This window comes from bacterium, assembly GCA_028820935.1.
Classification (GTDB): Bacteria; Actinomycetota; Acidimicrobiia; order Spongiisociales; family Spongiisociaceae; genus Spongiisocius.
In genome coordinates this window covers 115140-138712 of record JAPPHZ010000045.1, presented here as the reverse complement: position 1 = coordinate 138712, position 23573 = coordinate 115140, and the positions used below count along the sequence as shown (strand labels likewise).

Sequence of the window (23573 nt, the reverse complement as noted above, 5' to 3'; positions counted from 1 at the left end):
TACGTGAATCCCCTCTCGGAGGTATGCGATGTTCCCCATGCTGCACCCTGAACTGAGAAGGAAAGGCCTGGCCCTGGTCCTCACCCTTGTGCTGGCCCTGACCGGATCAGGCATGGCGGGAGCCCAGCACGACGGCGAGGCGAATCCTCCGGCCAAGCCGGCCGGGTTGGAGGTCTCCACCGAGGCGGGATCGCTGGACGCGTCGGTGCTGTGGAAGCAGGTCGACGGAGCTGACTCCTACTGGATCCGCTGGCGGGCGCACAGCCCCGGAAACAAGCTGAACGAGGGGGTGCGCGTCGAGGCTTCCGAGGCGGAGGTCACCGTGGACGGCGACGGCGGCGAGTGGATGGTGCAGGTCGTCACAGTGGACGCCGTCGGCGAGTGGGTGATGCGGGTGCAGGCCTGCGTCGGCGACGTGTGCGGGCCGCCCCTGGCCCAGGCCTTCACAGTCGAACCGGCCCCCGAGCCCGAGCCGGTGTCGGAGCCGGTGTTTGAGCCCGCGTCGCTGCAGAAGGATGTCCAGGAGCCTGTGCAGGATCCCGAGCCGACGCCGGAGCCGGCCAATCGGGCGCCCGGGATCGATGAGAAGGCGGCGCGTTACGGCTCGTTCACCGAGACGGGCAACGCGCCGCGGGGCACGCTGGTGCACCGGTTCTTCGACGGGATCTTCTCCGATCCCGACGGCGATGCTCTCACCTTTACCGCGGAGGTCACCGCCGGCCGCGCCGAGTTGGTGGACGCGGTACACGTCGCAGCGGACCGGTCGCTGCTGTTCGTGCGTGTCGACGGCGACGACGACTGGGCGGCGCTGTCGCCGGTGCCGGCCAACCCGCTGGCCACCACCGTCACCCTCACCGCCACCGACCCCGGCGGGCTGAGCGCCTCGCTCACCACCACCTGGCACACCGCCTGGGACGCCCCCGACCCCGAGCCGGTGTCCGACCCGGAGTCTGAGCCGGCCAAGGCGTTGGGGGAAGACTCGGGGCCGGTGGGCGCGCAGCTGGGCGTGTCGGTGACGGCCAGCGCCGTTGAGCTTGCGGTGGGCGAGCCGGTGAACTTGAGCGCGGTCATCGCCAACGCTCCCGATGAGGGCAGCCCCTCCTACAGCTGGGAGATGAACTTCGGCGGCTCCTGGTCGGCTTGGGGCACCAATGCCACCTTCTCCTACATCGGATGGGGCGCGGAGTCCCAGTCGTTCCGGGTCACCGTGTCCTACGGCTCCGGGGAGACGGCCACCTCGGACCCCCTGGCGGTGACCTGGGTGGAAGAGCTGCCCAACCGGGCGCCGGCGGTCAACGAGAACGCCGCCGCCTATGACGCCTTCGTCAAGGCCGGCAGCGCCCCCCGGGGCACCCTGGTCACCAAGTCCTTCGCGGGCATCTTCACCGACCCCGACGGGGACGCTCTGAACTACGCCACCGCCCTCTCCGGCGACGGCAGCCAACTGGCGCAGGCCGTCCAGACCAGCGCCGAGCGCGAGCTGGTGGGTCTGCGCATGGAGTCCGTCAGCGACTGGGGGGCCGTCACTCCGGCGTTGCCCGACCCGCTGGTCACCACGGTCACGCTGCTGGCCTCCGACCCCGACGGCCTGTCGTCGGCGTCGGTGACCGGCTCGTGGCAGACCGACTGGGACAGCCATCCCAAGATCGTGACGGCGGAGGCGCATATCAGCGACGGGTCGCTGCTGCTGGTCTTCAACCAGGACGTGCAGGCGTCGCCCGCGCCAACCGCCGGCCAGTTCACGGTCAACGTGGTCAACGCCGACGGGACCACCGGCACCAACGCCGTGGAGGGCGTGTCGGTCCTCGGCAACCTGGTCTTCCTGGACCTGGCCGAGAAGCCCATCGAGGGCCAGACCATCACCGTGGACTACGCCCACGCCGACGCCACCCCGCTGAAACGCGCCGCCGGCGGCGGCGACAACGCCCCCGGCTTCACCGGCCAGGCTGTCGAGGTGGTGGAGGGCCTGGTGACCGCGGCGCAGCAGCAGGAGGCGACCACGCTGGTCTCCAACACCGGGCAGTCTGGCCCGGTATCGCATCCAGTCGTGGGAGTGTTGTCCAGCACCAACTGGCGGGCAGCCGGAAGCTTCACCACCGGCGACCACGCTATGGGATACACGCTCTCAGCTGTCGATGCAAGGATTGGCGCCGTTGGTTCGAGCATAAGAACGACGGGCAGCGAGAACGTTCTTCGGGCGACCGTCCGCGAGATCTTCTCCGCCGTACCCAGCCCCACCGTCCTGTATACGCTGACCAACCCGGCGAGTCTCACTGCCAACGCTATGAACACGTTCACCGCGCCCGCCGCGGCGACGCTGGATGCGAACACGACCTACGCCCTTGTTTTTGAGATCGCCGGGCCGACAGGCAACGACCAGCGTTTCAGGACGAGTCTCTCGCTCACAGGTAGTCACGCCGAGGATGCCGGAGCTGCGAGCGGATGGAGCATCGGCGACCTGACATACGAGGGCCGAGCGCATCAGAATACATGGGCTAATTCCAACCGAAATTCGCCGATAATCGCCATCAAGGGCGAACTCGTAGGCGCCGGCCCGCTGCCGGTGCGGGCGGTCACGTCGGTGGACCGGGCCGAGGTGGTCATCACTTTCAACGAGTCCCTGAACACCGGCTCGACGCCCGCGCCCGGCGATTTCACGGTCACGGTGAACGGCGCCCGCCGCAACGTCAATACCGGCGGCGTGGTCGTCAGCGGCAGCACGGTCACCCTCACCCTGGCATCGGCGGTGGCCAGCACCGATGTGGTGATGGTGAGCTACGCCAAGCCAACCGCCAACCCGCTCCAGGGGTCCGACAACGACGACGCCGACTCCTTCGAGGCCCGGGCGGTGGACATCACCCTGGTCAGCAACCTGGGCCAGGCCGACGGGTCCACCGGCGACACCAACGCCGACCGCGCCCAGGGATTCACCACCGGCGCCAACCCCGGCGGCTACAAGCTGACCGCCGTGGACATCCAGTTCAATACCCTGGCGGCGGACCAGGTCCTCACCGTCAGCATCCGCAGCGGCGCGAGCCTCAACAGTGACGGCACCCTGGTCGGCACCCTCACCAATCCGGGCACGCTGGCCGCCGGCGTCAACACCTTCACCGCCCCCGGCGACGGCATCGCCCTGGAGCCCTCCACCGGCTACGTCGTGGTCGTGGACTTCCCCGGCACCGGCGCCTCCACTGTCCAGTTCACGGCATCCGACGCGGAGGACACCGGCGCGGAGTCGGGCTGGGACATAAACGATAGGAGCTTCTTCAGGAACCATGACGCCACTTCTCCCGGGTTCCCCAGCACGTCCCAACTATCGAGGAAGATGGCCATCGTCGGCTACGGAGTAGTCGACTACGACTCCGACGACGACGGCCTCATCGAGGTCCGCACCGCCGCCCAGCTCAACGCCCTGCGCTGGGACACCGACGGCGACGGGACCCCGGCGGCCGCCAACCAGACCGACTACGCCGCCGCCTTCTCGCGGGCGGTGGCGGGCATGGGCTGCCCCGACACCGGCTGTGCGGGCTATGAGATAGGCACGGGCGCCGACATGGAGGCGGCGGTCACCATCAACCTGGGCGCAGCCCCCTACAACACCGGCGAGGGCTGGGTCCCCATCCCGTCCTTCGCCACCGTGCTGGAGGGCAACGGCCACACCATCGACGGGCTGTTCATCAACCGCGACGAAGGCAACAACGGTTTGTTCGCGTCCATCTCCTCCGGCGGGCGGGTGCAGAACCTGAGCCTCACCGGAGTCAGCGTCACTTCGAACGGTGGTGGACGCACCGGCTCGTTGGCCGGCGATAACAGCGGCCACGTCGCCGCCGTGTCAGCCGCCGGCGCGGGGATCATGGCTACGGGTTCTAACAGTGGTGGTCTGGTCGGCTTTAACAACGGCACCGGAACGCTGGTCGCCAGCCACTCTCACGCATCGGTCACCGGCGAGGGCCGCTTCTTCCTGGGCGGCTTGGTGGGGCAGAACGAGGGACGGATCGTGGCCAGCTACGCCACCGGGACCGTAACGGGCGGTGCCAGCGGCGGCTTTGTCGGCGGCCTGGTGGGCGGCAACACAGGCTCGATCGTGGCCAGCTATTCCACGGGCCAGGCGACGGGCGGCTTTCAAGTCGGAGGCCTTGTCGGTCACGATCGCATTAACGCCGTCTCTGGCACGGCCACCGACAGCTACTGGGACACGGCCACCAGCGGCCTGACCACCAGCGCCGGCGGCACGGGCAAGACCACCAGCGAGCTGCAAACGCCCACGGACTACACCGGCATCTACGCCAACTGGAACCTGGACCTCGACGGGAGGCTGGGCGCCGACGACCCCTGGAGCTTCGGCACGGCCACCGACTACCCCACGCTGGACTTCGTGGCCACGCTGCCGGCGAGCGGCCTGGCCGACTACGACACCGACGACGACGGCCTGATCGAGGTCACCAGCGCGGCGCAGCTCAACGCCCTGCGCTGGGACGCCGACGGCAACGGCGCGCCGGACCAGGCCAGCCTGACCGACTACCTGGCCGCCTACCCCAACGCGCCCACCGGCATGGGCTGCCCCGCCGCCGGCTGCACCGGCTACGAGATCGGCACCGGCGCCGCCGGCGAGGCCGCGGTCACCATCGACCTGGATGTGGCCCCCTACAACGCGGGCGCGGGCTGGGTGCCGCTGCCGGCCTACTCGGCCACCCTCGAGGGCAACGGCAACACCATCGACGGCCTGACCATCGTCCGCTCCGGTGCTGGCAACGGTCTGTTCGCGTCCATCAGCGCCGGCGGCCGGGTGCAGAACCTGCTCCTCACCGGCGTCAGCGTCACTTCGAACGGTGGTGGACGCACCGGCTCGTTGGCCGGCAATAACAGCGGCTGGATCGCCGCCGTTTCCGCGGCGGGCGCCGTCCGGGGAAACTTGACGGGGTCCACCGACTTCTTTGGTGGTCTGGTCGGCCGCAACGATACCTCCGGCACCATCGTCGCCTCTCGCTCAGCCGTGTCGGTCACCATCACAGGCACAGGCACAGGCAACGGCCGGGGCGGCCTGGCCGGGTCCAATAATGGCCGGATCGCGGCCAGCTACGCCACCGGCAGCGTATCTGGCGGCGCCGCCAGTATCACTACCGGCGGCCTCGTCGGCACCAACGGCTCCAGCGGCACGATCGTCGCCAGCTATTCCACGGGCGCGGTATCCAGCAACAGTAACCTCGGAGGGCTGGTCGCGTTCAACTTCGGCACCGTCACCGACAGCTACTGGGACACGCTCACCAGCGGCCTGACCACCGGCGGCGCCGGCGCGGGCAAGACACCCGCCGAGCTGATCGCCCCCACCGGCTATACCGATATCTACGCCAACTGGAACGCGGACCTGAACGGCGACTCGGTGGGCGACGACCCGTGGGACTTCGGCGCCGACGACGACTACCCGGTCATCGATTATGGCGGCCTCAGCGCCGCCGACCAGCCCCAGCCGCCGGTGCGGGTCATCGCTGTGGCGGTGTCCTCCACCGTCGGCGGCCACGACTACTACACCGAGGGCGAGGTCATCCGCATCCGGGTCAGCTTCCGCAAGGCGGTGAACGTGGACACCACGGTCGGCCGGCCCAGGCTGAAGCTCAAGTTCAAGCCCGCCGACACCACCGACCACTGGGCCGTCTACGAGAGCGGCAGCGGCACCAGGACGCTGATCTTCGCCTACACCGTGCTGGCCGCGGACAGCTCCGGGGCCGACTCGGGCGTGGCCGTGATCGCCGACTCCCTGGAAAACGACGGCGGCAGCAGCATCGACGAAGCGGTCGGCGGCTCGCCCATCCTCGACCTGTCCCATCCGGGGCTGGCCCACGACACCAGCCACAAGGTGGACGGCAGCCGCGACATCACCCCGCCCACCGTCTCCAGAGCCGAGACCAAAGCCGACGGGTCCGAGATCATCGTCACCTTCAACGAGGCGCTGAAGGGGCACGCCAACACCCTCGACTTCCGCTACTCCGTCGACGGGGGGGCGCAGCGGGTGCCGGGCGGCCTGACAACGGTCCTGGCCACCGGCACGGTCACCCTGCTGGGCGTGATTCCGGCCATCGAGCACGGCCAGACGGTCCAGGTGAAATACATCCGGCCGACGGGCGCCAACGTGCTGCGCGACACCAGCGACAACGCCATCGAGAGCTTCGACTTCCAGGCCGTGGAGAACAAGGTGCCCTACACCACCCCGCCCGCCTTCGTGGGGGCGGCGTTGAACCAGGCGGGCGACAAGATCACCATCACCTTCAACGAGGCCCTCGACGACACCTCGACACCGGCCCCCGGCGACTTCACGGTCACGGTGAACGGCGTCGTGCGCACCGGCGCCGTCTCCGGCGTCGCGATCGACGGCCCCACGGTGGTCCTCACCCTGACCCCCGCGCTGGCGGCCACCGACGACGTGCAGGTGCGTTACGCCAAGCCCGGAGCCAACCAGCTGCAGGACCGTGCCGTCACCGGAAAGAATGCGGTGGAGACTTTCGGGAACCAGCCGGTGGCCAAGGCCCAGCCCGTGGTCACCGCCATCGAGCTGATCAACACCCCCGCCGACGGCCAGACCTTCCGCCTCGGCGAGGTCATCAAGGTGCGGGTCACCTTCAGCGAGCCGGTGACCGCCACCGGTCAGCCCCAGCTCACGCTGTTCTCCGACGATGGCTGGATGCGCGTGCAGGCGCGGGGCGTGGTGCGGGGCCCCGGCCCCTACACAGCGATGGAATTCCGGCGCGGCGTGCAGGCCGGCGACCAGGCCGTCGACAAGCTGGTCTTCGGCACCCACGCCAAACACGGCGGCGGGATCAGCATGGTGGGCGGCGGCGCCCTCACCAGCACCTCCTCGGGCCTGGCCGTCAGCCCGTCGGTGGACCCGGTGTCGTTCAACTACAAGGCCGACGGCGGCCCGGCGCCCCGCGACGCCTACGAGGGCTACGAGTCCTACGGACCGTGCCGCCGCGACATCGCCCTTGGGCCCTGGCAGTACAACTACCACGGCTCTTTGGGCACCAAGTGGGGCGTGGGCTGCGAAGCCCGCTACGAGGGCGGCCGCTACTCCAAGTACTTCACCTTCACCATCGACGCCGAGACCCAGGTGCGGCTCCACGCCGAGAGCAGCACGGCCTTCCCCAAGCTGATCCTGCGCGTGGGCCGCAGCTACGGCGGAGAAGCCATCGTCACCGACGAGGGCTTCGGGTCGTTGCACTGGGCCCGCATCGACCAGAAGCTGCCGGCGGGCACCTACACCCTGGAGGCCACCACCCCCTCGGGCCGGTCGGTGTCCTACTTCCACCTCTGGGCCGGCATCCCCCGGGACCTGCCGGGCCCTGATGACCCCTGTGTCATGGAGATCGACCGGGGCGACACCGAGCCCGGCATGTGGAAGGGCATCTGCCACTCCACCGAGACCCTCGGTGCCTACGCCCGCTACTACCGCTACACCCCCTCCGCGCCCGGTCTCATCGAGCTGTTCCTGACCTCCAGGGGGGCCGCCGAGGAGCTGTACCTCTACGAGGGCGACACCCTGATCAAGCAGAACTCCTCGCTGAACTGGAAACGCAACGGCGTCTACGCCTGGATCCACTACAGCGGGGCCAAAGCCGGGGTGACCTACACCATCGAGGTCACCACCAACTCACCCGGCGAGACCGGCAACTACCTGCTGGCGTTGCGGGGCAAGAACTACTGGCTGTGGAACGACAGCGACTTCAAGCCCGAGGGCGCCGAGGTGACGCCCGCCGACTGCCGGGAGTACAACGGCACCCCGGGCATCCGAAGCCTCTACGTCGGCGGGACCTGGGGGTGGCCCTGCCACTCGGTGGAGGAGGCGGGGGGCTACGCCCGCTACCACACCTTCACCATCACCGGAGACAGGAGTAGGAGGGTGGTCATCGAGATGGGGTCACCCCACACCTGGGACGCCGTGCTGTACCTGCGCGAGGGCACCAAGGGATCGGGGAACCACATAGCCTTCTCCGACGATGATCGCGGCGTGAGGGGGATGGACGCCGTGCTGGATCTGGAGCTGGAGCCGGGGACCTACACCATCGAGGCGGCCATCAGAGTGCCCGGCAACGGCGACGGGGGACGGTACGGCATGAACATCCACTCCTACCCAATACGCGACTGACCCGTCCCTGCGTGACCGAGGTCGCCTGGGGCTGGAACAGCATCGACGGCGAGCTGACCTCCGGCGACGGCTGCCAGTCCTACTCGCACGGGGGCAAGAACGCCCACTACTACGTCTTCACCCTGGACCGGCAGGCGCTGGTGGGCCTCACCATGAAATCCAATGCGGTCAACTCCTTCCTGCTGCTGCACGAGGGGCGGGGCATCTCCGGTCCCCCCATCGGCCAGAACGACAACTACCGGAACGAGGACGCCGGGCTCAGCGCCACGCTGGGTCCGGGGACCTACACCGTGGAGGCCACCACCAACAACCACGACAGCCACCGGAAGACGGGCGCCTACGAGTTCACCTCCTGGATACACGACTGAGCCCGCCACGGCCGAAACGCGAAAGGGGGCGCATACACGGACAGCACAGGGGCTCCGCTCCGATTCGCCCACCGGGGTCGCGCCGCCCGTATCCCCTTCCCTGGTGGTATGTTTTTGTCACTACCCCTATCGCTTCGCCGGTAGGGTCGAGACCGTCCATCCGGGCGGTCTCTGTCTTTGTATGGGAGTAGAGATTGATTACCAACGTTTACATAGACGGCTTCAATATCTACAACCGCGCCCTGAAGGACACGCCCTTCCGCTGGCTCGACCTGCGAAAGCTGGCCGAGACCCTCTTCCCCAGGGACTCGATCAACCGGGTCTGCTACTTCACGGCCCGTCTTGATGTCCGCCCCGGCAATCCCATTCAGCCTCGTCGCCAACTCATCTACCTGAGAGCCCTGGCGACGCTGCCGGGCTTCGACTGCGGGAAGGGACCAAGGGGTCCGGGACCCACATAGCCTTCTCCGACGCCGATCCATGACCAGGCCGGCTTCAGGCCGATGCCCGCTCGTGGGGGTGGTTAGACGGACTCCAGGAAGCCGAAGAAGATCTGCGACCAGCGGTCGGCGGCGTCGATGTGGGGGCCGTGGCCGGAGCCTTCCAGCATCTCCGTGTCGACCCGTCCTCCGTTGGCGGCGTAGCGTTCCAGCACGTCCCTGATCTGGGAGACCATGGGCTGGGGCGGGAAGACGTCTAGGCCGGGCCAACCGGGGATGAACTCCATCTGGCCGAGGGTGCCCATCTCCCACATGGAACCGTCCGCCACCACCAGGTCGTTGGAACCGTGGGTCCAGAGCACCGGTGGCTTGGGCTCCAGGTCGGGCAGGTCCGCCCAGTTGCAATATTTGCCGGACAGCGCGTTGAGTATTCCCCGGGTGCCGGGGGCGATCATCGGCCAGTTGTCGGAGGGCGTCAGGTCTCCGGGATAACCGTCGTCTCCGGAGACGGTCAGGAGCACCTCGTCCAGCAGGATCTCCTCCCGTTCCTCCGGAAGCCGGAACTCTGGTGACCAGTAGGCGGAGTTCATGACGTTGCGGGGCGAGACCGGCGCCTCGGAGGAACGATCTCCGGAAGCCAGCCGCTGGGAATAGTCGGGGTTGGCGGTCCCGCCGCCCGTGCCGGCCCAGTCCGGTTGGCAGGGCGTGCCGTCCCGCTGGGTGCCTCCGAACCCGAAGGGGGACACCGGGTCGATGAAGGTCAGTGAAGCGGCCGGGTAGCGCATCGCGTAGGAGGCGATGGCAGCTCCGCCGGTCGACCATCCCACCAGGTGGGGAGGGGTGTCGATCCCCAGGGCCTCGACCAGCGCCCGGGTGTCGTCGGCCCAGTCGGCAAGCCCGCGGGTGGCGTCGATGGGGGCCGGGTCTGACCGTCCGAAGGAGCGCATGTCGGGGGCGATGAAAAGATACCGGTCGGGTGCGTCGCCCCACAGGTGCTCGTAGAAGCGCCCGGTCGACAGGTTCCCGTGGATCATGACCACCGGGGTGCCGTCGGATGGTCCGGATCGGTAGTAGTGCGTCCGGAGCCGGCTGGTGATGATCGAATGTGCTTCCACGCCTGGCAGCAGGTTCATCGTTCGAGCTCCTTGGTATGGCTTCGATGTGCTCAGCCGGACCCGGTGATCCGCTTGGGTCCGATGAAGACGGCGGTCCGGCGTTCGGCAGCCATCACCCGGTCGTACTCGTCCCAGTCCTCGTGGGTGCCGCCGGCAGCCGTGAACACGTCCCTCAGCAACCGGGGAACCCGTGACGGGTCGAAGCCGCCGAGATCATCGTCCGGGCCGATGATGCTGGTGGTGCCCTCCACGCCGATCCATGACCAACCCGATTTGAACAGGATCGTGGCCCTCGGGGTGTGGCGCCAGTGGCGGAGCTTGACCGTGTTGCCCCGCACCACCAGGGCCACCGATTCCACTCCGGTGACCGGATGATCCATCACTCCTGCATTCACCAGGGACGAGTGCACCGAGCCGTCCGGTCGGGCGAAGGAGACCACGGCCAGGCCCTGGTCAGCCCTGACGAAGTGCCGGACGTCGTCCATGGAGAGGGTCATGCCGGCTGCTCGGTCTGGTAGAGGTCGGTCCGATCCGGGTCCTCCGTCCACGGCTTGGATGAGGGTGGGAGCACGAACCCCTCCTCGCCGTTGAGCAGGAGGAGCAGATCCCCGGTGTGGTCGGCGGCCGCCGCGTTGGGCTGAACCCAGTACCCGTCCGGGTCCTGGTGGATGAGGAACGCCTGGTCCGTCTCGGCCTCGAAGCGGTCCGGATCGATGAACAGCCGCGGCTTGATCACCGCCGGGTCGCCTATTTCGGGGCAGAACACCATGCAGTTGCCGCACTCGTTGCAGAGCTCGGTGAGCACGAGGTACTGCTGGAGGCCGGTGGCGTCCAGCTCATCCGGGGTGGGAATCCGGAAGAAGGCGTCGTTGGGACACACGGTGACGCAGAAGTTGCAGGCCACGCATCCCCACATCTGGAGCTCGTGGTCCACGGAGCGGGGCAGCTTGGAGTTGCCGGCCAGGGTGTACTTACGGTTGGTGGCGGGGTTGTGAAGGGTGGAGATGTAGGTGAAGACCGCGCCCGCACCATCGGCGAGTTCGGCCTGGTGTGCCTGCCATTCCCGCAACGACCCTGCGCCGACCCGGTCCATGGCCTTCCAGAGGCCCTTCAGCATCGGGGCGAGGCGCCCGTACCCGCCCGGCTTGAGCAGATCCGAACAGACCGTCAGGGGCGCCAGCCCGAGTCCGGCCGCCGCGGGCAGATTGTCCTTGGTGATCCCGGCCGAGAACGACACCTGCACCGGGCCATCCTGCCCGTCCACACGCAGCATCCCGGGCAACGCCCTGTGGAGCTCGCCCAGGAGGGTGGTGGATACCACGTGGAGAGGCGGTCCCGACAGGTACATGGTGTTGTCCGGCATGAAACCCTTGGTGTTCTCGACCACCAGCGTGTTGGTGAGCTTGATCCCGAAGCGGCGCCCGTGATCGGCGGCGAAGGTGTTGAGCTCGTCGATCAGTTCCAACGCCCTGGGGAATTGCAGATCGTTGTCGAAATCCTCCTTGCGGAGCACGGTCGTGTCGTATCCGAGGGTCCCGATGACGATCTCCTTGACCCGTTCGAAGCCCAGGAGGGTGGGGTTGAGCTTGACGATGACGTCCAGCCCGTGGCGGGTGATCAGGTGCTTGGTGATCGACTCGATCTCGTCGGGCGGGCAGCCGTGGAAGGTGGAGAGGGTGACGGTGTCGGCGATCCGGGCGGGGAAGTCCATGTCACGGAACCGGGCGAACTCCCCTCCGATCTGGGGCCGGAGCCGTTCGATCTCCTCGCGGGCGTCCATCATCGAGTCGATGAACCAGGCCACCCGGTCGGTGGAGATGCCGGCCAGGTCGTAACCCACCGACAGGTCGAAGATGAGCGGTCCGGTGTCCGTGCCGAGGAGGGGGGTGACCTCGTCCCAGCGGCGCAGCATCTCGATGATCATCCAGGCCTTGACGTACTCCTCGAGCGACTGGGGGATCTTGAGTTCCTGGCTCCATTCGATGTTGTAACCGATGGTCTCCATGTCGATGCATGGCCGCCCGATCTCGAGTTCGTCCATGATCTGGACGGTCTTGAGTTCCATCAGCCGGGAGCCTCCCAGCCAGGACAGCACGATGTTCTGGGCCATCTGGCTGTGCGGCCCGGCGGCCGGGCCGACCGGGGTCGCTGCGGGCCGTCCCAGGAAGTCGATCGAGATGTCGGGCCCTTTCGACACGTTGAAGAAGCGCGCCGTCGGCAGGTCGTAGATGCGGTGCCGGCTCTCCCATTCGTGGCTTATCCGGGCCAGCAGGTCGGCCATGCTGAACGGCGTGAGGGGCTCGTGTGCTTCGGTCATCCGGCGCCTCCCGATCCTGCCCGACCGAACCGTCGTTTCGTGTCACACCCGTTGTTTATGTTGGCGGAGGCCAAGGCACCGGCGGTCGGATCAGGACGTCCCTCCGGCCGGACCGGGTTCATCAGACCGGAAGGCCACCCCGCCAGGGGATTAGCGGGCCGCGTCCGGTCACTCGGAAAGGTGGTGGTGGGGGAGGGCCCGGCGCGGAGCGCCGATTCGGGCGATTTTCGCGTTCTCGGTGGGGTGGGCCGGCCGGCCCCGTAGGGAGGGTTGGGCCGGCCGGCCTTGTAGGGAGATCCCGGCTCGATGAGGACTCTCGTGGCGGTTCTCGACCGCATGGCGTGCCTCATCTTGGTCATAGGCGGGCGTGCAATCGGGCTGCCTGCTCCCGCGCCTTGGCGCGGATCTCGGCGGCGTCCACTCGGGTAGGAGTGCCGTCCTTGAAGATGATTTCACCTTCTACTTCAACTTCAATTGGTCGGATACTCGGGGTGAAGGCGATGTGCCACGGGTCCATAGGGTCGTAGCTCCAGGTGACCCGGTCGTTCCTGGCCTCGGGGATCAGGTCCCATCCGTTCTCCAGCCAGCCCCACGCCGTGTCCGGGGTGGCGGTCACATCCACCGAGCGGTGCATCACGTAGGCCAGGCGGAAGGTGTCGATCATGTTGGCGCCGATCCCGTCAGTGCCCAGCGCCACCGGGTTGTCGAACCGGGCCGGGTTGGCGTAGCCCACCGAGTTGTTCAGGTTGGAGCGCGGCTGATGGAGGATCGTGCCCCGCAGCCCGTGGTCGTCCGGCAGGTAGACGCAATGGGCCAGCAACCAGCTGTCTTCGGCCAGCCCCGACAGGTGCCGCACGCAATCCTCGTCCTCCGGACCCTCCGCAACATGGACGTGAACGCCCACGCCTAACTCCCGAGCCAGCGCCGCCGCCGCCTCCAGCGTCTCCGGCTCGCAGGTGAACGCGGCGTGGATACCCACCATCCCGCTACCGCCCTCGTTCAGGTAGCGGCGGTTCTCCTCGAGGCCGCGCCGGGCGCCATCCGGGCCGTGCCGGTCGGTCACTCCGTAGCAGGGCCGCACCCGGACCCCCACCTCCCGGCAGGCCTCCTCGATCACGGAGAGGCTCCCCTCGATGGCGTTGGGAGACTCGTGATGGTCCACGATCCCGGTGGTGCCCGACTCGAGCGCCTCGAGAGCCCCCAGCATGGCCGACCACCGGATCATCTCCAGATCCAGAGCCGTGTCGAGCCTCCACCAGATCTGTTCGAGGATCCCCAGGAAGCTCGTGGGCGTCTCCGGGGGGGCAGGCATTCCCCTCGCCAGGGTGGAGTACAGATGGTGATGGGCGCACACCATCCCGGGCGTGGTGGTCACGTCTTCGCGGCCCGGTGGTGGATGTTCATGGGCAGGTGGTTCCGCCACTCCCCGTCGATGTCGTGGAAGGCGGCGGCCACCGCCCCGGCGGTCGGCACCAGGCCGATCTCGCCGACACCCTTGATCCCGTACGGCGCCCTCGGCTGCGGGACCTCTACCAGGATCACGTCTACATCCGGCATGTCCTTGGGCCTGATGATGCCCAGGCTCCGCAGCGTCATGTTGGTGGGGCGGGCCTCCTCGTCGGCGGGGAAATCCTCGCTGAGCGCGTAGCCGAGGCCCATGTGGACCGAGCCTTCTATCTGGCCCTCGCACAGGATCGGGTTGATGGCCCGACCGACGTCGTGGGCCGCCACCACCCGCTCGATCTTGCCGGTGCGGCGGTCGGCGATCACCAGCTGAGCCGCATAACCGAATGCGGAGTGGATGATCGGGTTCTCCACCTTCTCCTTGAGGGAGTTGGTCCAGTCCACCCGGTACTCCCCGTGGTAGTCGACATCCGGGAGCCGTCCGCCGGCGTCCGCGGCCCGGCAGGCGGACCTGACCGCTCCGGCGCCCATGAGGGTGCCACGGGATCCGGTGGTCTGGCCGGCGCCGAGTTCCCGGCTGGTGTCCACTATCACCCGGATCCGCTTCGGATCGATCCCCAGTTCCTCCGCCGCAACCTGCTGGGCCACCGTATGGATCCCCTGGCCCATCTCGGTCCAGCAGTGGCGAACCTCGACGGCGCCGTTCCTGGTGAACCGCACCACCGCTCCGGCGATCTCCTTGAAGCCGTTGCCCAGGCCGCTGTTCTTGAGCCCGAGGCCCACTCCCACGGCCTTACCCGCGGCGCGAGCGGCGTCGTAATGGGGCTTGACCGCGTCCAGTGACTGGCGAGCGCCCCGGCAGCCGTCGTCCATGATCTGGCCGGGACCCCAGAGCGCGCCGGGTTCCACGACGTTGCGGCTCCGCATCTCCCAACCGGAGATCCCCACCGAATGCGCCAGACGATCCATCACGCCCTCCATGGCGAACTGGGCCTGGTTGGCTCCGAAGCCCCGGAAGGCGCCGCAGATGGGGTTGTTGGTGCGGGCGGCCACTGCCTTTACGTCGATGTTGGGCACGATGTAGGGGCCGCTGGCGTGCCCGGCGGCCCGCTCGAGCACCTTCATGCCCACCGAGGCGTAGGCGCCCGAATCGCCCAGCATCCGGGCCTTGAGGGCGGTCAGCCTGCCGTTCTCGTCACATCCGGCCCACAGCTCGATCCGGATCGGATGCCGCTTGGCGTGGATCCGGAGCGACTCCTCCCTCGACAGGGTGCACTTGACCGGGCGGCCCAGCAGGTGGGCGGCCAGAGCCGTCTGCGCCTGGTTGGCCATGTCCTCCTTGCCGCCGAACGCACCGCCGTTCGACACCAACTCGGCCGTTACCAGGGATGGATCGATGCCGAGCACCGAGGCCACCTGGTCCCGGTCGTCCCAGACACCCTGGCCACCGGAATAGAGCATGAGCCGGCCGTTGCCGGCCGGTACCACGAGCGTCGACTCGGGTTCCAGGAAGGCGTGCTCGACCCGCTGGGTGATGAAGGTCTCGTGTACCCGGTGGGCGGAGCCCTGGTAGGCGGACTCGAAGTCGCCCCGGGCGTACTTGGATATGGACAGGACGTTGCCCTCCAGGCCCCAGACCGCGTCCTCCGAGGAGGCCACCGCCTCGGCTGGGTCGGTGAAGGGCTTGAGCGTCCGGTACTCCACGTCAACCGCCTCGGCGGCCTCACGGGCTGTCATCCGGTCCACCGCCACCACCACGGCCAGGACGTCGCCGTAGTAGGAGGTGCGACCGCCCTCGGGGATCAGGACCGGCCAGTCCTTGTGGATCAGGCCCACCTTCAGCTCGCCCGGAACGTCGGCCGCGGTGAAGACGGCTTCCACGCCGGGTATGGCCAGCGCCCGGCTCGTGTCGATCCGCACCACGTCGGCCCGGGCGTGGTCGGTCAACCGGAGCGCGGCGTGGAGCATCCCGTCCAGGCGCATGTCGTCGATGTAGTCGCGGTCGCCGAGGGCCAGCTCGTAGCCCTCGTACTTGATGCCGGCCTTTCCGATTCCGGAGGGAGTCTCGAGCGGGGGGATGTCGCCCCGGGCCAGCATGTCGATGGCGTCGAAGATCTTGGTGTAGCCGGTGCACCGGCACAGGTGGGCGCCGAGCCGTCCGGCCGCCACCTTCCTGGTCAGACCCGCACCCTTCTGATCGATCAACGCCTTGGCCCGCACCACGATCCCGGGGGTGCAGAACCCGCACTGGAGGGCGCCGGTGGCGGCGAATGCCGACGCCAGGCGGTCCCGTTCCGCCGGGTCGAACCCTTCCAGGGTGACCACTTCCTTGCCCTCGATCTTCTCCAGCGCCAGGACGCAGGCTACGAAGGCGCGTCCGTTGACCAGGACGGTGCAGCACCCGCACTGGCCCGACGGCGCGCAGCCGTCCTTGACCGATGTGATGTCGAGTTCCTCGCGGAGGGCTGACAGCAGGTGGGGATGGTCGGCGCGGACGGAGACGGCCCGGCCGTTGAGAGTGAAGTCGATAGTCCTCTCTGCGATCAGGGTCATGGTCGCCTCCTCCAACCAAAGGGCCTGCTTGCCGGTCGTGGCAGTCGGCTCTGCGGATTACTTTTACATTTTGTCAAAATCCTAGCAATCTCGGAAGCAACTTCGGCAACCATGTTTAACCTCGTGGCGCCCGGATCAAGGAGTGTGGAAAGTGCTGGCCCGCGCCGAGTTCACAGTGGAGCCTTTTACCGAAGGCAGGCAGGGGCCCCACGTCCAGGCGGCCATAGAGGCGCTCGCTCCGCTGTCGCCTGACATAGGCCCGTTCGGGACCTCTGTCGAGGGCGACCTTGACGTGGTGCTCGACAGGGCGGCCGCGGGCATCAGGGCGGCGATGGAGGCCGGCGCCACCCGGGTGGCGGTGACCATGACGGTCACTCCATGAGGGAGGAGCATCCCCTGCTGGAGGCGGTGCGGCCCCTGGTCGAGGCGATGGGGGCCGAGATCATCGACCCGAACAGGACCGACGGCGACTGCATACTCCTCGAATGGGAGGGGGAGTTGGTGGCGGCGGTACGCGTCCTGACCCTCCATGACGCCCTGGACCACCTGGTCACCCAGGTGGAAGGGGAGTTGGGCGGCAGGCTGGCCGAGCTGGGCCGGGTCCAGAAGCAGGTGGCGGTCCGGCTGCTGGATGAGCGCGGGGCCTTCCGGCTCCGCAAGTCCATCAACGAGGTAGCCGACCTGATGGGGGTGAGCCGCATCACCATCTACAACTACCTCAACTCGATCCGAGGCGAGTAGGCGCGGTGGGAAAGCGCATCCTCACGGCGGGTGCCTCCGTCGTCCTGGCTCTGGTGATGGTGGCATGCGGAGGTCCTGACCTGCCCGAGGACGCTACGGGCGAGGAGATATACGTCCAGATGTGCGCCCGCTGCCACGGTTCGGACCTGCGGGGCGGTACCGGTGTGGCTCTGGTGGGCGAGGCCGCGAGATCGACCGACAAGCCCGAGTCCTACCTGGTCCAGTCGATCTACGCCGGGATCGGGAGGATGCCCGCCTTCCGGCGCACCCTCTCCGAGGACCAGATCGTCCGGGTAGCCCAGTACATCATGCGACAGCAGGGCAGATAGCCGTCAGTGGTCAGTATAAGTTACCAACAACTAGCAACTAGCAACTAGAAACTAGACTTCGAGCCGGTTGATGGCATCCACGGCGGCGGGGTTCTCGAGGCTGGTCAGGTCGCCGGGTTCCTGACCCAGGGCGCGGGCCCGCACCACCCGGCGCATGATCTTGGCGGACCGGGTTCGTGGCAGGTCCTCAACCAGTTCGATCGCCACCGGCCGGAAGGCCTTGCCCAGATGGTCCACCACCCTTCCCGAGATGGCTTCTGCCAGTTCCGGGCTGTGCTCCGTCCCCGCCGTAGGCACGGCGTACACCGCGATGGCCTCGCCCTTGACAGGATGCGGCACCCCGATGGCCGCCGCCATCAACACGCCGGGATGGGCAACCGCGGCCGATTCGATCTCGGCCGGACCGATCCGCTTGCCGGCGATGCTGAGCGTGTCGTCCGAACGTCCGTGCAGGTACCAGAAGCCGTCCTCGTCCACCGATGCCCAGTCGCCGTGCACCCAGATGTCCGGCCAGCGGTTCCAGTAGGTGTCGAGGTACCGGTCGTCCTTGCCCCAGAAACCCCGGGTCATGCCGGGCCACGCCTTGGAACACACCAACTCGCCGACGTCGCCTCTCAGGGGGTGTCCCTCCTGGTCGTACACGTCGACAGCCATGCCGAGAGCCGGACCGCCCAGAGAGGTGGGCTTGATGCCTTGGAGCATGTTTACCGAAAGCAGGCAGGCCCCGATCTCGGTCCCGCCCGAGATGTTGATGATGGGCACTCGCTCGCCCCCGACCTCCCGGAACAGCCACCACCACGGGTCCGGATTCCACGGTTCGCCGGTCGAACCGATGGCCCGGAGAGCGGACAGGTTGCACGCGGCGGCATGGTGGGCGCCGTGGGGCTGGAGGGCACGGATCAGGGTGGGGGAAATGCCTAGGACCGTGATACCGAGCGACTCGACCAGCTGCCAGGTGCGCCCGGGCGTCGGGTAGTCGGGGGCGCCGTCGTAGCAGCCGAGGGAGGCACCGTTGCTCAGGCCGGCCACCACCATCCAAGGCCCCATGATCCAGCCCAGGTCGGTCATCCACATCACCCGGTCTCCGGGCGCTATTTCGAACTGGAAGGCACCCTCGACCGCCAGCTTTACGGCCAGACCGCCGTGAACGTGGACCACTCCCTTGGGCTTTCCCGTGGTGCCGGAGGTGTAGGCCAGCAGTACCGGATCCTCGCTGCCCGTGGCAACCGCGCCCATACGCGGGGCGGTCTCGAGCGACTCCTCCCACCACCGGTCTCGTCCGGCCGTCCAGGGAGTGTCGGGTTGTCCCAGGTTCGGGACCACGATCACGTTGGGGGTTACGCCCGCCGCCTCGATGGCCCGGTCGGCCGTCTCCTTCATACCGATGGGATTGCCCCGGCGGGTGTATCCGTCGGCGGTCACCATCACCGCGGGTTGCGAGGCTTCGAGCCGGGAGGCGACCGCCTCGGTGCCGAATCCTGAGAAGATCGGCACGTAGATGGCGCCGATCCGGGCGGCTGCCAGCATCGATACCACGGCCTCGGGGGTCATGGGAAGGTAGCCGACCACCGTTTCGCCCTTGGCGGCGCCGGCCTCCGCCAGGGCGCCGGCCGCCCGCTCCACCATCTCCAGCAACTCGCCGAAGCTGTAGCTCCGCTGGGTTCCGTCCTCCCGCTCCGCCACCAGCGCGGTCCGCTCGGGATCCTGCGCCACCCAGCGATCGACGCACACCTCCGAGAGGTTGATCTCCCCGCCTGAAAACCACCGGGGAAACTGGATCCCGTCGCTGGTATCGACCAGGGTGTGATAGGGCTCCGAGAAGGGGACGCCCAGATAGGCGATGGCGGCCTCCCAGAACCACTCCAGGTCGGTAATGGACCGCTCGACCAGATCTTGGTAGGTGTCGATCCCGTGGCGGGCCATGAAGTCGGCGGTGCGTGAGCGGGCCACCTCCGCATCGGAGGCCTTCCAGACGATCGGTTGCCTGTCCATCTCCGGGCGTTCCTGTTCTCGTGCGGCGGTCTACTTTATCGGCACAGTGCGGCACGGGCCGGTTCGGTGTCTAAACCGGATACTCCCTCCCCGTTAGGCTTTCCGGCATGCAACACCACGCCGGGAGCCGGAAGCACGACGGCATGCCGCCGTGGATACCTCGTGTCATCGTGCTCGTGGTGCTGGCTTTCCTAGGCACCTACCTCCTGGTGTGGGGGGTCATCCGGCTGAAGGGTTTCCTTCTGGCCTTGTTGCTCTCGCTCTTCGCCTCCTTCGCGCTGGAGCCTGGCGTCGACTTCCTGGCCAAGAGGGGATTGCGCCGGGGGTTGGCCACCAGCGTGGTGTTCGCGGCAGCCGTCGTCTTCGGTCTGGTGTTCGTCGCGGTCACCTTCCCGCCCATGGTGGTGCAGGTCGCCTCCCTGATATCCAACGTCCCCGGCTGGTTGACCGACCTGAGCGCCTTCCTGAACGACCGGTTCGGTCTGGACCTGAACCTCTCCGACGTGTCGGCCGGGATGCTCGATCTCCAGGGCTCCTTCCAGACCTACGCCGCGTCCGTGGCGACCGGCGTGCTGGGCCTGGGCGCCCAGGCCGTCAACCTGTTGCTGCAGCTCTTCACCATGGCGCTGTTCACCTTCTACCTGCTGGCGGACGGTCCTCGCTTCCGCAGGCGGGTGCTGTCCCTGGTGCGTCCCGAGCGCCAGGCCGAGGTGAGCCGCATCTGGGAGATCGCTATCCGCAAGACCGGGGGCTACGTCTACTCCCGGGCCCTTCTGGCCCTGGTCTCGGCCATATTCACCTACGTCTTCCTGCTGATAGTGGGAGTTCCATACGCCCTGGCGCTGGCGGTGTGGGTAGGGGTGGTCAGCCAGTTCATCCCGGCTGTCGGCACCTACCTGGCGGCGCTGGTTCCGGTGCTGGTGGCCCTGACCGTGCGCCCGATCACCGCGGTCGTGGTGATCGTCGGGTTGGTGGTCTACCAGCAGATCGAGAACATTGTCCTCTCTCCCCGGATCACCGCCCGCACGATGTCGCTCCATCCCGCGGTGGCGTTCGGATCGGTGCTGGTCGGAACGTCACTCCTCGGCGTGGTCGGCGCGCTCGTGGCCCTTCCCGCAACCGCGATCATCCAGGCGTTCATCTCCACGTACGTCGAGCAGCATCACGTGGACGAGGCCCACCTCGGCGCGGCGCCTGAGCAGCCCGCGGGTGGAGCCGAGCCGCCCGCCGGAGACACGGCGGGCAGTTGACGCCCGCGGTCAGGACGGACTTTCCAATTCCGCCACCCGGGGTCTAATCGCTTGCGCCGTGACGATCGGAACCGGGAACTCGGGGGCAAGGGTGAGCAGATCCCGGTCGCCCGTTACCAGTGCGTCGGCTTCGCCGCAAAGGGCCAGTTCCAGGAAGGGCTGATCGAAGGGGTCGCGGCATTCCGGCACGCGAGGTGGTTCCGACACGGTGACCGGCTCGCACCATGGCAGATAGTCAGCCAGTAGATGTTCGATGTCGTCGGCGCCCAATTCGAACTTCGGGTAGGAGAGCACTCGGAGTAGCTCGTTGGTGGTGTCTCGGCTTGCCAGGGGAATCATCGTCTTGGACTGCCATGATGCGCGCAACCATGACAGCGACCCTTCTGTGAAGAGCAGGGCCGACACCAGAACATTGGTATCGAGAACCAGCCGGCGTGGCTTCATTCAGTCCGGCGCGCCCATGCCACTGCGTCGGCTACGTCGGCCTCGGAAAGGCCCAGTTCGGCGAGACGGTCCCGCACCGCGCCTGCTCGCGTGAGGCGCACGGGGGTAAGCACGATACGGCCACGTTCTCTGTTGACATCGAAGTAGTCCACGTCCGGGAAGGCCGAAATGACGGCCTTGGGTAGCGTCAACTGGTTCTTGGAAGTCAGTTTGGCGAGCATGTCGGAACTCCGATAGTAAGGATACAAGGATAACCGGAGTCATTCTAGCAAGTATTTGACCCTTTCGGCTCGGTCGGATGGCCCAGGCGTTGTGATCGCCCGGCCGCTTGCCTGCAGCCTGGCTGTGGCCGGCTCCGAGCCCCGATTATTCATGGTGGGGGTCTGTCCGGGTGACGAGAATGGATGCTTCGTACTCCTGACCTGGGGTTACAACCATCTAACAGTCCCGTCTTCCAGTCGGTGCGGAATCAACCGCAGGGTGAAGTGTGGCCGCTTGCGAATTTGTGTGGTTGAAGTGGCCCGATCCGCGTTGGTGTGCTGGGAACAGGAATAATCAGGGCTAGCACGCGGTACTCGTCTACCGTTCCTGGTAGCCGGAGAGGAGGGGCAGTGGCACAGTTCGATATCGATGCGATGCTGGAACGCTTCCGAAACCGCGCCGAAGCCGTGCGCCGGCGTCCCCTGCCCCCGGTGGCGGGCGAGGGCCGGAGGGCGTTCATAGAGCAGGCCGAGACGGACTACACCGATTTCGCCCTGGTCGGCGGGGCGGTCTGGTCGGTGGAGGAGGATCACCTGGTCCTGAGGATCCCGCTCGCGGGCGGCTAGCCGATGGACGTGAGCGCCTGGATCGGATCGCTCCGCGCCGAGGGCCGGCGCATGGCCGCTGTTGCAGCCGGCCTGTCCTTGGACGATCCGGTGCCAACCTGTCCCGAGTGGAACGTGCGGCAGCTGTTGCGCCACACCGGATGGGTGCACCGATGGGCGGGCGCATTGGTCCGGGATGCCAGGCCGGAGCCTCCGGACCGCGAGGACGTGCTCCCCGGCGGCTGGCCCCCCGACGAAGGGCTGGTGGACTGGTTCCGGCAGGGCCACGCGCGGCTGGTATCGGCCCTGGAGTCCGCCCCCGACGATCTCGACTGCTGGACCTTCATGCAGATGCCCGACTCCCGGGCGTTCTGGGCGCGGCGCCAGGCGCACGAGACCGCCATCCATCGAGTTGACTCCGAACTGGTAGCCGGCGCAGTTACCGGCTTCGATACGGAACACGCCGCGGACGGGATCGACGAGTTGGTCGTGTTCTTCATCTCGCGGCCAGACCGTGGTCCGAGGGCTCCCGAGGTCCGAACCCTCCGGGTGGTCGCCACCGATGCGGGCCGTCACTGGACGGCCTCCTTCGGCCCGGACGACTCGGCCGGCTGCGCCGGGGGAGAGGGGCCGGTGGATTGCACTGTGACGGGTCGGGCCTCCGACCTGTACCTGTACCTCTGGAACCGGATCCCGCCCGATGACGTCCGGGTGGAAGGCCGGGGCGACGTGCTGGACTACTGGAGCCAGGCCTCGTTCTGATGGGTCGGCGCGACCGGATCAGGCCGCGAAATCACTTGGTGGGTAATACCGCGGTTGCCGCCGCGCGCCTGATTAACTTTGGCCCGTGTTTCTGACTTACAGCGCCGGCCCGCGATGCAGCAATATCTGAGCCTGCTGGAAGAGGTCAGGTACGAGGGGATCCTGAAGGAGGACCGGACCGGCGTCGGCACCTACAGCCTCTTCGGGCGCCAGCTCCGATTCGACCTCGACAGGGGTTTTCCCCTTCTCACCACCAAGAAGGTACACCTGCGTTCGGTGATCCACGAGCTCCTGTGGTTCCTGGCCGGCGACTCCAATGTCCGGTACCTGCAGGAGAACGGGGTGTCGATCTGGGACGCCTGGGCCGACCCGGGCACCGGCGACCTGGGTCCTATCTACGGCGTGCAATGGCGTAGCTGGACGGGTGCCGACGGCCGGACCATCGATCAGCTGTCCGACGTGGTGGAACGGATACGGACCGACCCCGACTGCCGCCGGTTGGTCGTATCGGCATGGAACGTGTCCGACCTGCCGGAGATGGCGCTCCCGCCCTGCCATGTGCTGTTCCAGTTCTACGTGAGCCAGGGCCGCCTGAGCCTCCAGCTCTACCAGCGCAGCGCCGACATCTTCCTGGGAGTGCCCTTCAACATCGCCTCGTACGCGCTGCTCCTGATGATGGTGGCCAGGGTCACGGGCCTCCGTCCGGGAGAGTTCGTCCACACTTTCGGTGATGTTCACCTGTACAGGAACCATGTAGAGCAGGCCGACGCGCAGCTGCGGCGGCGGCCCAGGCCTCTCCCGTCGGTGGTCATTCCCGACCGGGCGGACCTGTTCTCGTTCAGATATGAGGACATCCGGGTGATCGGCTACGACCCCCATCCGGCCATCCCGGCCCCGGTAGCCGTCTGAGCGTCT

Annotated in this window: 18 protein-coding genes; 10 read left to right on the top strand and 8 right to left on the bottom strand. The window is 67.6% G+C overall.

The genetic code is table 11. The features are described 5' to 3' along the window. Nucleotides 1-28: 28 nt before the first annotated feature. From OXM57_13665 to OXM57_13655, 3 genes are all read left to right on the top strand, one after another. A complete protein-coding gene (locus OXM57_13665; GenBank protein ID MDE0353725.1) occupies nt 29-8137 on the top strand; it encodes a SwmB domain-containing protein in 8109 nt (2702 codons plus the stop codon). Nucleotides 8138-8148: 11 nt separating this feature from the next. Further along, nucleotides 8149-8505: a hypothetical protein gene (locus OXM57_13660; GenBank protein ID MDE0353724.1), complete on the top strand. Its 357-nt coding sequence runs from the start codon at nt 8149-8151 to the stop codon at nt 8503-8505. A gap of 194 nt (nt 8506-8699) precedes the next feature. Continuing rightward, nucleotides 8700-8966, top strand: a complete 267-nt coding sequence (locus OXM57_13655) for a hypothetical protein (GenBank protein MDE0353723.1) — start codon at nt 8700-8702, stop codon at nt 8964-8966. A 62-nt stretch (nt 8967-9028) separates the two neighbouring features. Here OXM57_13655 and OXM57_13650 read toward each other — a convergent pair whose 3' ends face one another. The 5 genes from OXM57_13650 to OXM57_13630 form a co-directional block, all read right to left on the bottom strand. Beyond that, nucleotides 9029-10078 carry an alpha/beta hydrolase gene (locus OXM57_13650; protein MDE0353722.1) on the bottom strand — a complete coding sequence of 350 codons (1050 nt, stop codon included), beginning with the start codon at nt 10076-10078 and terminating at the stop codon, nt 9029-9031. A 32-nt stretch (nt 10079-10110) separates the two neighbouring features. After that, nucleotides 10111-10557, bottom strand: coding sequence for a pyridoxamine 5'-phosphate oxidase (locus OXM57_13645; GenBank protein ID MDE0353721.1), 447 nt, complete (start codon nt 10555-10557; stop codon nt 10111-10113). Beyond that, a complete protein-coding gene (locus OXM57_13640) occupies nt 10554-12377 on the bottom strand; it encodes a 4Fe-4S dicluster domain-containing protein (protein ID MDE0353720.1) in 1824 nt (607 codons plus the stop codon). The genes OXM57_13645 and OXM57_13640 overlap by 4 nt, the downstream gene beginning before the upstream one ends. 355 nt (nt 12378-12732) lie before the next feature. Continuing rightward, entirely contained in the window at nt 12733-13752 is a 1020-nt protein-coding gene (locus OXM57_13635; GenBank protein ID MDE0353719.1) for an amidohydrolase family protein, read from the bottom strand. Beyond that, the gene (locus tag OXM57_13630; GenBank protein MDE0353718.1) at nt 13749-16334 is read right to left on the bottom strand and encodes a molybdopterin-dependent oxidoreductase; all 2586 of its coding nucleotides are present in this window, start codon (nt 16332-16334) and stop codon (nt 13749-13751) included. The genes OXM57_13635 and OXM57_13630 overlap by 4 nt, the downstream gene beginning before the upstream one ends. Before the next feature lie 151 nt (nt 16335-16485). Here OXM57_13630 and OXM57_13625 point away from each other — a divergent pair, with 151 nt between their 5' ends. From OXM57_13625 to OXM57_13615, 3 genes are read left to right on the top strand one after another with little or no spacing between them, the layout of a single operon-like run. Next, on the top strand, nt 16486-16716 hold the full coding sequence (locus tag OXM57_13625) for a thiamine-binding protein (protein MDE0353717.1): 231 nt from the start codon (nt 16486-16488) through the stop codon (nt 16714-16716). Beyond that, nucleotides 16713-17075 (top strand): helix-turn-helix domain-containing protein, encoded by a 363-nt coding sequence (locus tag OXM57_13620; protein MDE0353716.1) that lies wholly within the window; start codon nt 16713-16715, stop codon nt 17073-17075. The genes OXM57_13625 and OXM57_13620 overlap by 4 nt, the downstream gene beginning before the upstream one ends. Nucleotides 17076-17080: 5 nt before the next feature. Further along, nucleotides 17081-17404 (top strand): cytochrome c, encoded by a 324-nt coding sequence (locus OXM57_13615; protein MDE0353715.1) that lies wholly within the window; start codon nt 17081-17083, stop codon nt 17402-17404. A gap of 51 nt (nt 17405-17455) precedes the next feature. Here the strand turns inward: OXM57_13615 and OXM57_13610 are convergent, their stop codons facing one another. After that, on the bottom strand, nt 17456-19396 hold the full coding sequence (locus OXM57_13610) for an AMP-binding protein (GenBank protein ID MDE0353714.1): 1941 nt from the start codon (nt 19394-19396) through the stop codon (nt 17456-17458). A gap of 107 nt (nt 19397-19503) precedes the next feature. On the opposite strand from OXM57_13610, the gene OXM57_13605 reads away from it, so the two are divergent. Further along, entirely contained in the window at nt 19504-20646 is a 1143-nt protein-coding gene (locus OXM57_13605) for an AI-2E family transporter (protein ID MDE0353713.1), read from the top strand. A 9-nt stretch (nt 20647-20655) separates the two neighbouring features. On the opposite strand, the gene OXM57_13600 is transcribed toward OXM57_13605, so the two are convergent. Then, entirely contained in the window at nt 20656-21090 is a 435-nt protein-coding gene (locus tag OXM57_13600; GenBank protein MDE0353712.1) for a putative toxin-antitoxin system toxin component, PIN family, read from the bottom strand. Further along, nucleotides 21087-21311: an AbrB/MazE/SpoVT family DNA-binding domain-containing protein gene (locus OXM57_13595; GenBank protein ID MDE0353711.1), complete on the bottom strand. Its 225-nt coding sequence runs from the start codon at nt 21309-21311 to the stop codon at nt 21087-21089. The genes OXM57_13600 and OXM57_13595 overlap by 4 nt, the downstream gene beginning before the upstream one ends. Nucleotides 21312-21701: 390 nt before the next feature. Between OXM57_13595 and OXM57_13590 the strand changes: the two genes are divergently transcribed. The 3 genes from OXM57_13590 (at nt 21702) to OXM57_13580 (ending at nt 23567) form a co-directional block, all read left to right on the top strand. Continuing rightward, the gene (locus tag OXM57_13590; GenBank protein MDE0353710.1) at nt 21702-21917 is read left to right on the top strand and encodes a hypothetical protein; all 216 of its coding nucleotides are present in this window, start codon (nt 21702-21704) and stop codon (nt 21915-21917) included. A gap of 9 nt (nt 21918-21926) precedes the next feature. Continuing rightward, on the top strand, nt 21927-22658 hold the full coding sequence (locus tag OXM57_13585) for a maleylpyruvate isomerase family mycothiol-dependent enzyme (protein MDE0353709.1): 732 nt from the start codon (nt 21927-21929) through the stop codon (nt 22656-22658). A 114-nt stretch (nt 22659-22772) separates the two neighbouring features. Then, nucleotides 22773-23567 carry a thymidylate synthase gene (locus OXM57_13580; GenBank protein MDE0353708.1) on the top strand — a complete coding sequence of 265 codons (795 nt, stop codon included), beginning with the start codon at nt 22773-22775 and terminating at the stop codon, nt 23565-23567. The last annotated feature ends 6 nt before the right edge of the window (nt 23568-23573 follow it).

Bases quoted from the DNA above. Each gene is read 5' to 3' on its own strand.
- OXM57_13665 (MDE0353725.1), top strand. From the start codon at position 29: ATGTTCCCCATGCTGCACCCTGAACTGAGAAGGAAAGGCCTGGCCCTG.
- OXM57_13650 (MDE0353722.1), bottom strand. From the start codon at position 10,078: ATGAACCTGCTGCCAGGCGTGGAAGCACATTCGATCATCACCAGCCGG.
- OXM57_13645 (MDE0353721.1), bottom strand. From the start codon at position 10,557: ATGACCCTCTCCATGGACGACGTCCGGCACTTCGTCAGGGCTGACCAG.
- OXM57_13640 (MDE0353720.1), bottom strand. From the start codon at position 12,377: ATGACCGAAGCACACGAGCCCCTCACGCCGTTCAGCATGGCCGACCTG.
- OXM57_13630 (MDE0353718.1), bottom strand. From the start codon at position 16,334: ATGACCCTGATCGCAGAGAGGACTATCGACTTCACTCTCAACGGCCGG.
- OXM57_13620 (MDE0353716.1), top strand. From the start codon at position 16,713: ATGAGGGAGGAGCATCCCCTGCTGGAGGCGGTGCGGCCCCTGGTCGAG.
- OXM57_13610 (MDE0353714.1), bottom strand. From the start codon at position 19,396: ATGGACAGGCAACCGATCGTCTGGAAGGCCTCCGATGCGGAGGTGGCC.
- OXM57_13605 (MDE0353713.1), top strand. From the start codon at position 19,504: ATGCAACACCACGCCGGGAGCCGGAAGCACGACGGCATGCCGCCGTGG.
- OXM57_13600 (MDE0353712.1), bottom strand. From the start codon at position 21,090: ATGAAGCCACGCCGGCTGGTTCTCGATACCAATGTTCTGGTGTCGGCC.
- OXM57_13595 (MDE0353711.1), bottom strand. From the start codon at position 21,311: ATGCTCGCCAAACTGACTTCCAAGAACCAGTTGACGCTACCCAAGGCC.
- OXM57_13580 (MDE0353708.1), top strand. From the start codon at position 22,773: ATGCAGCAATATCTGAGCCTGCTGGAAGAGGTCAGGTACGAGGGGATC.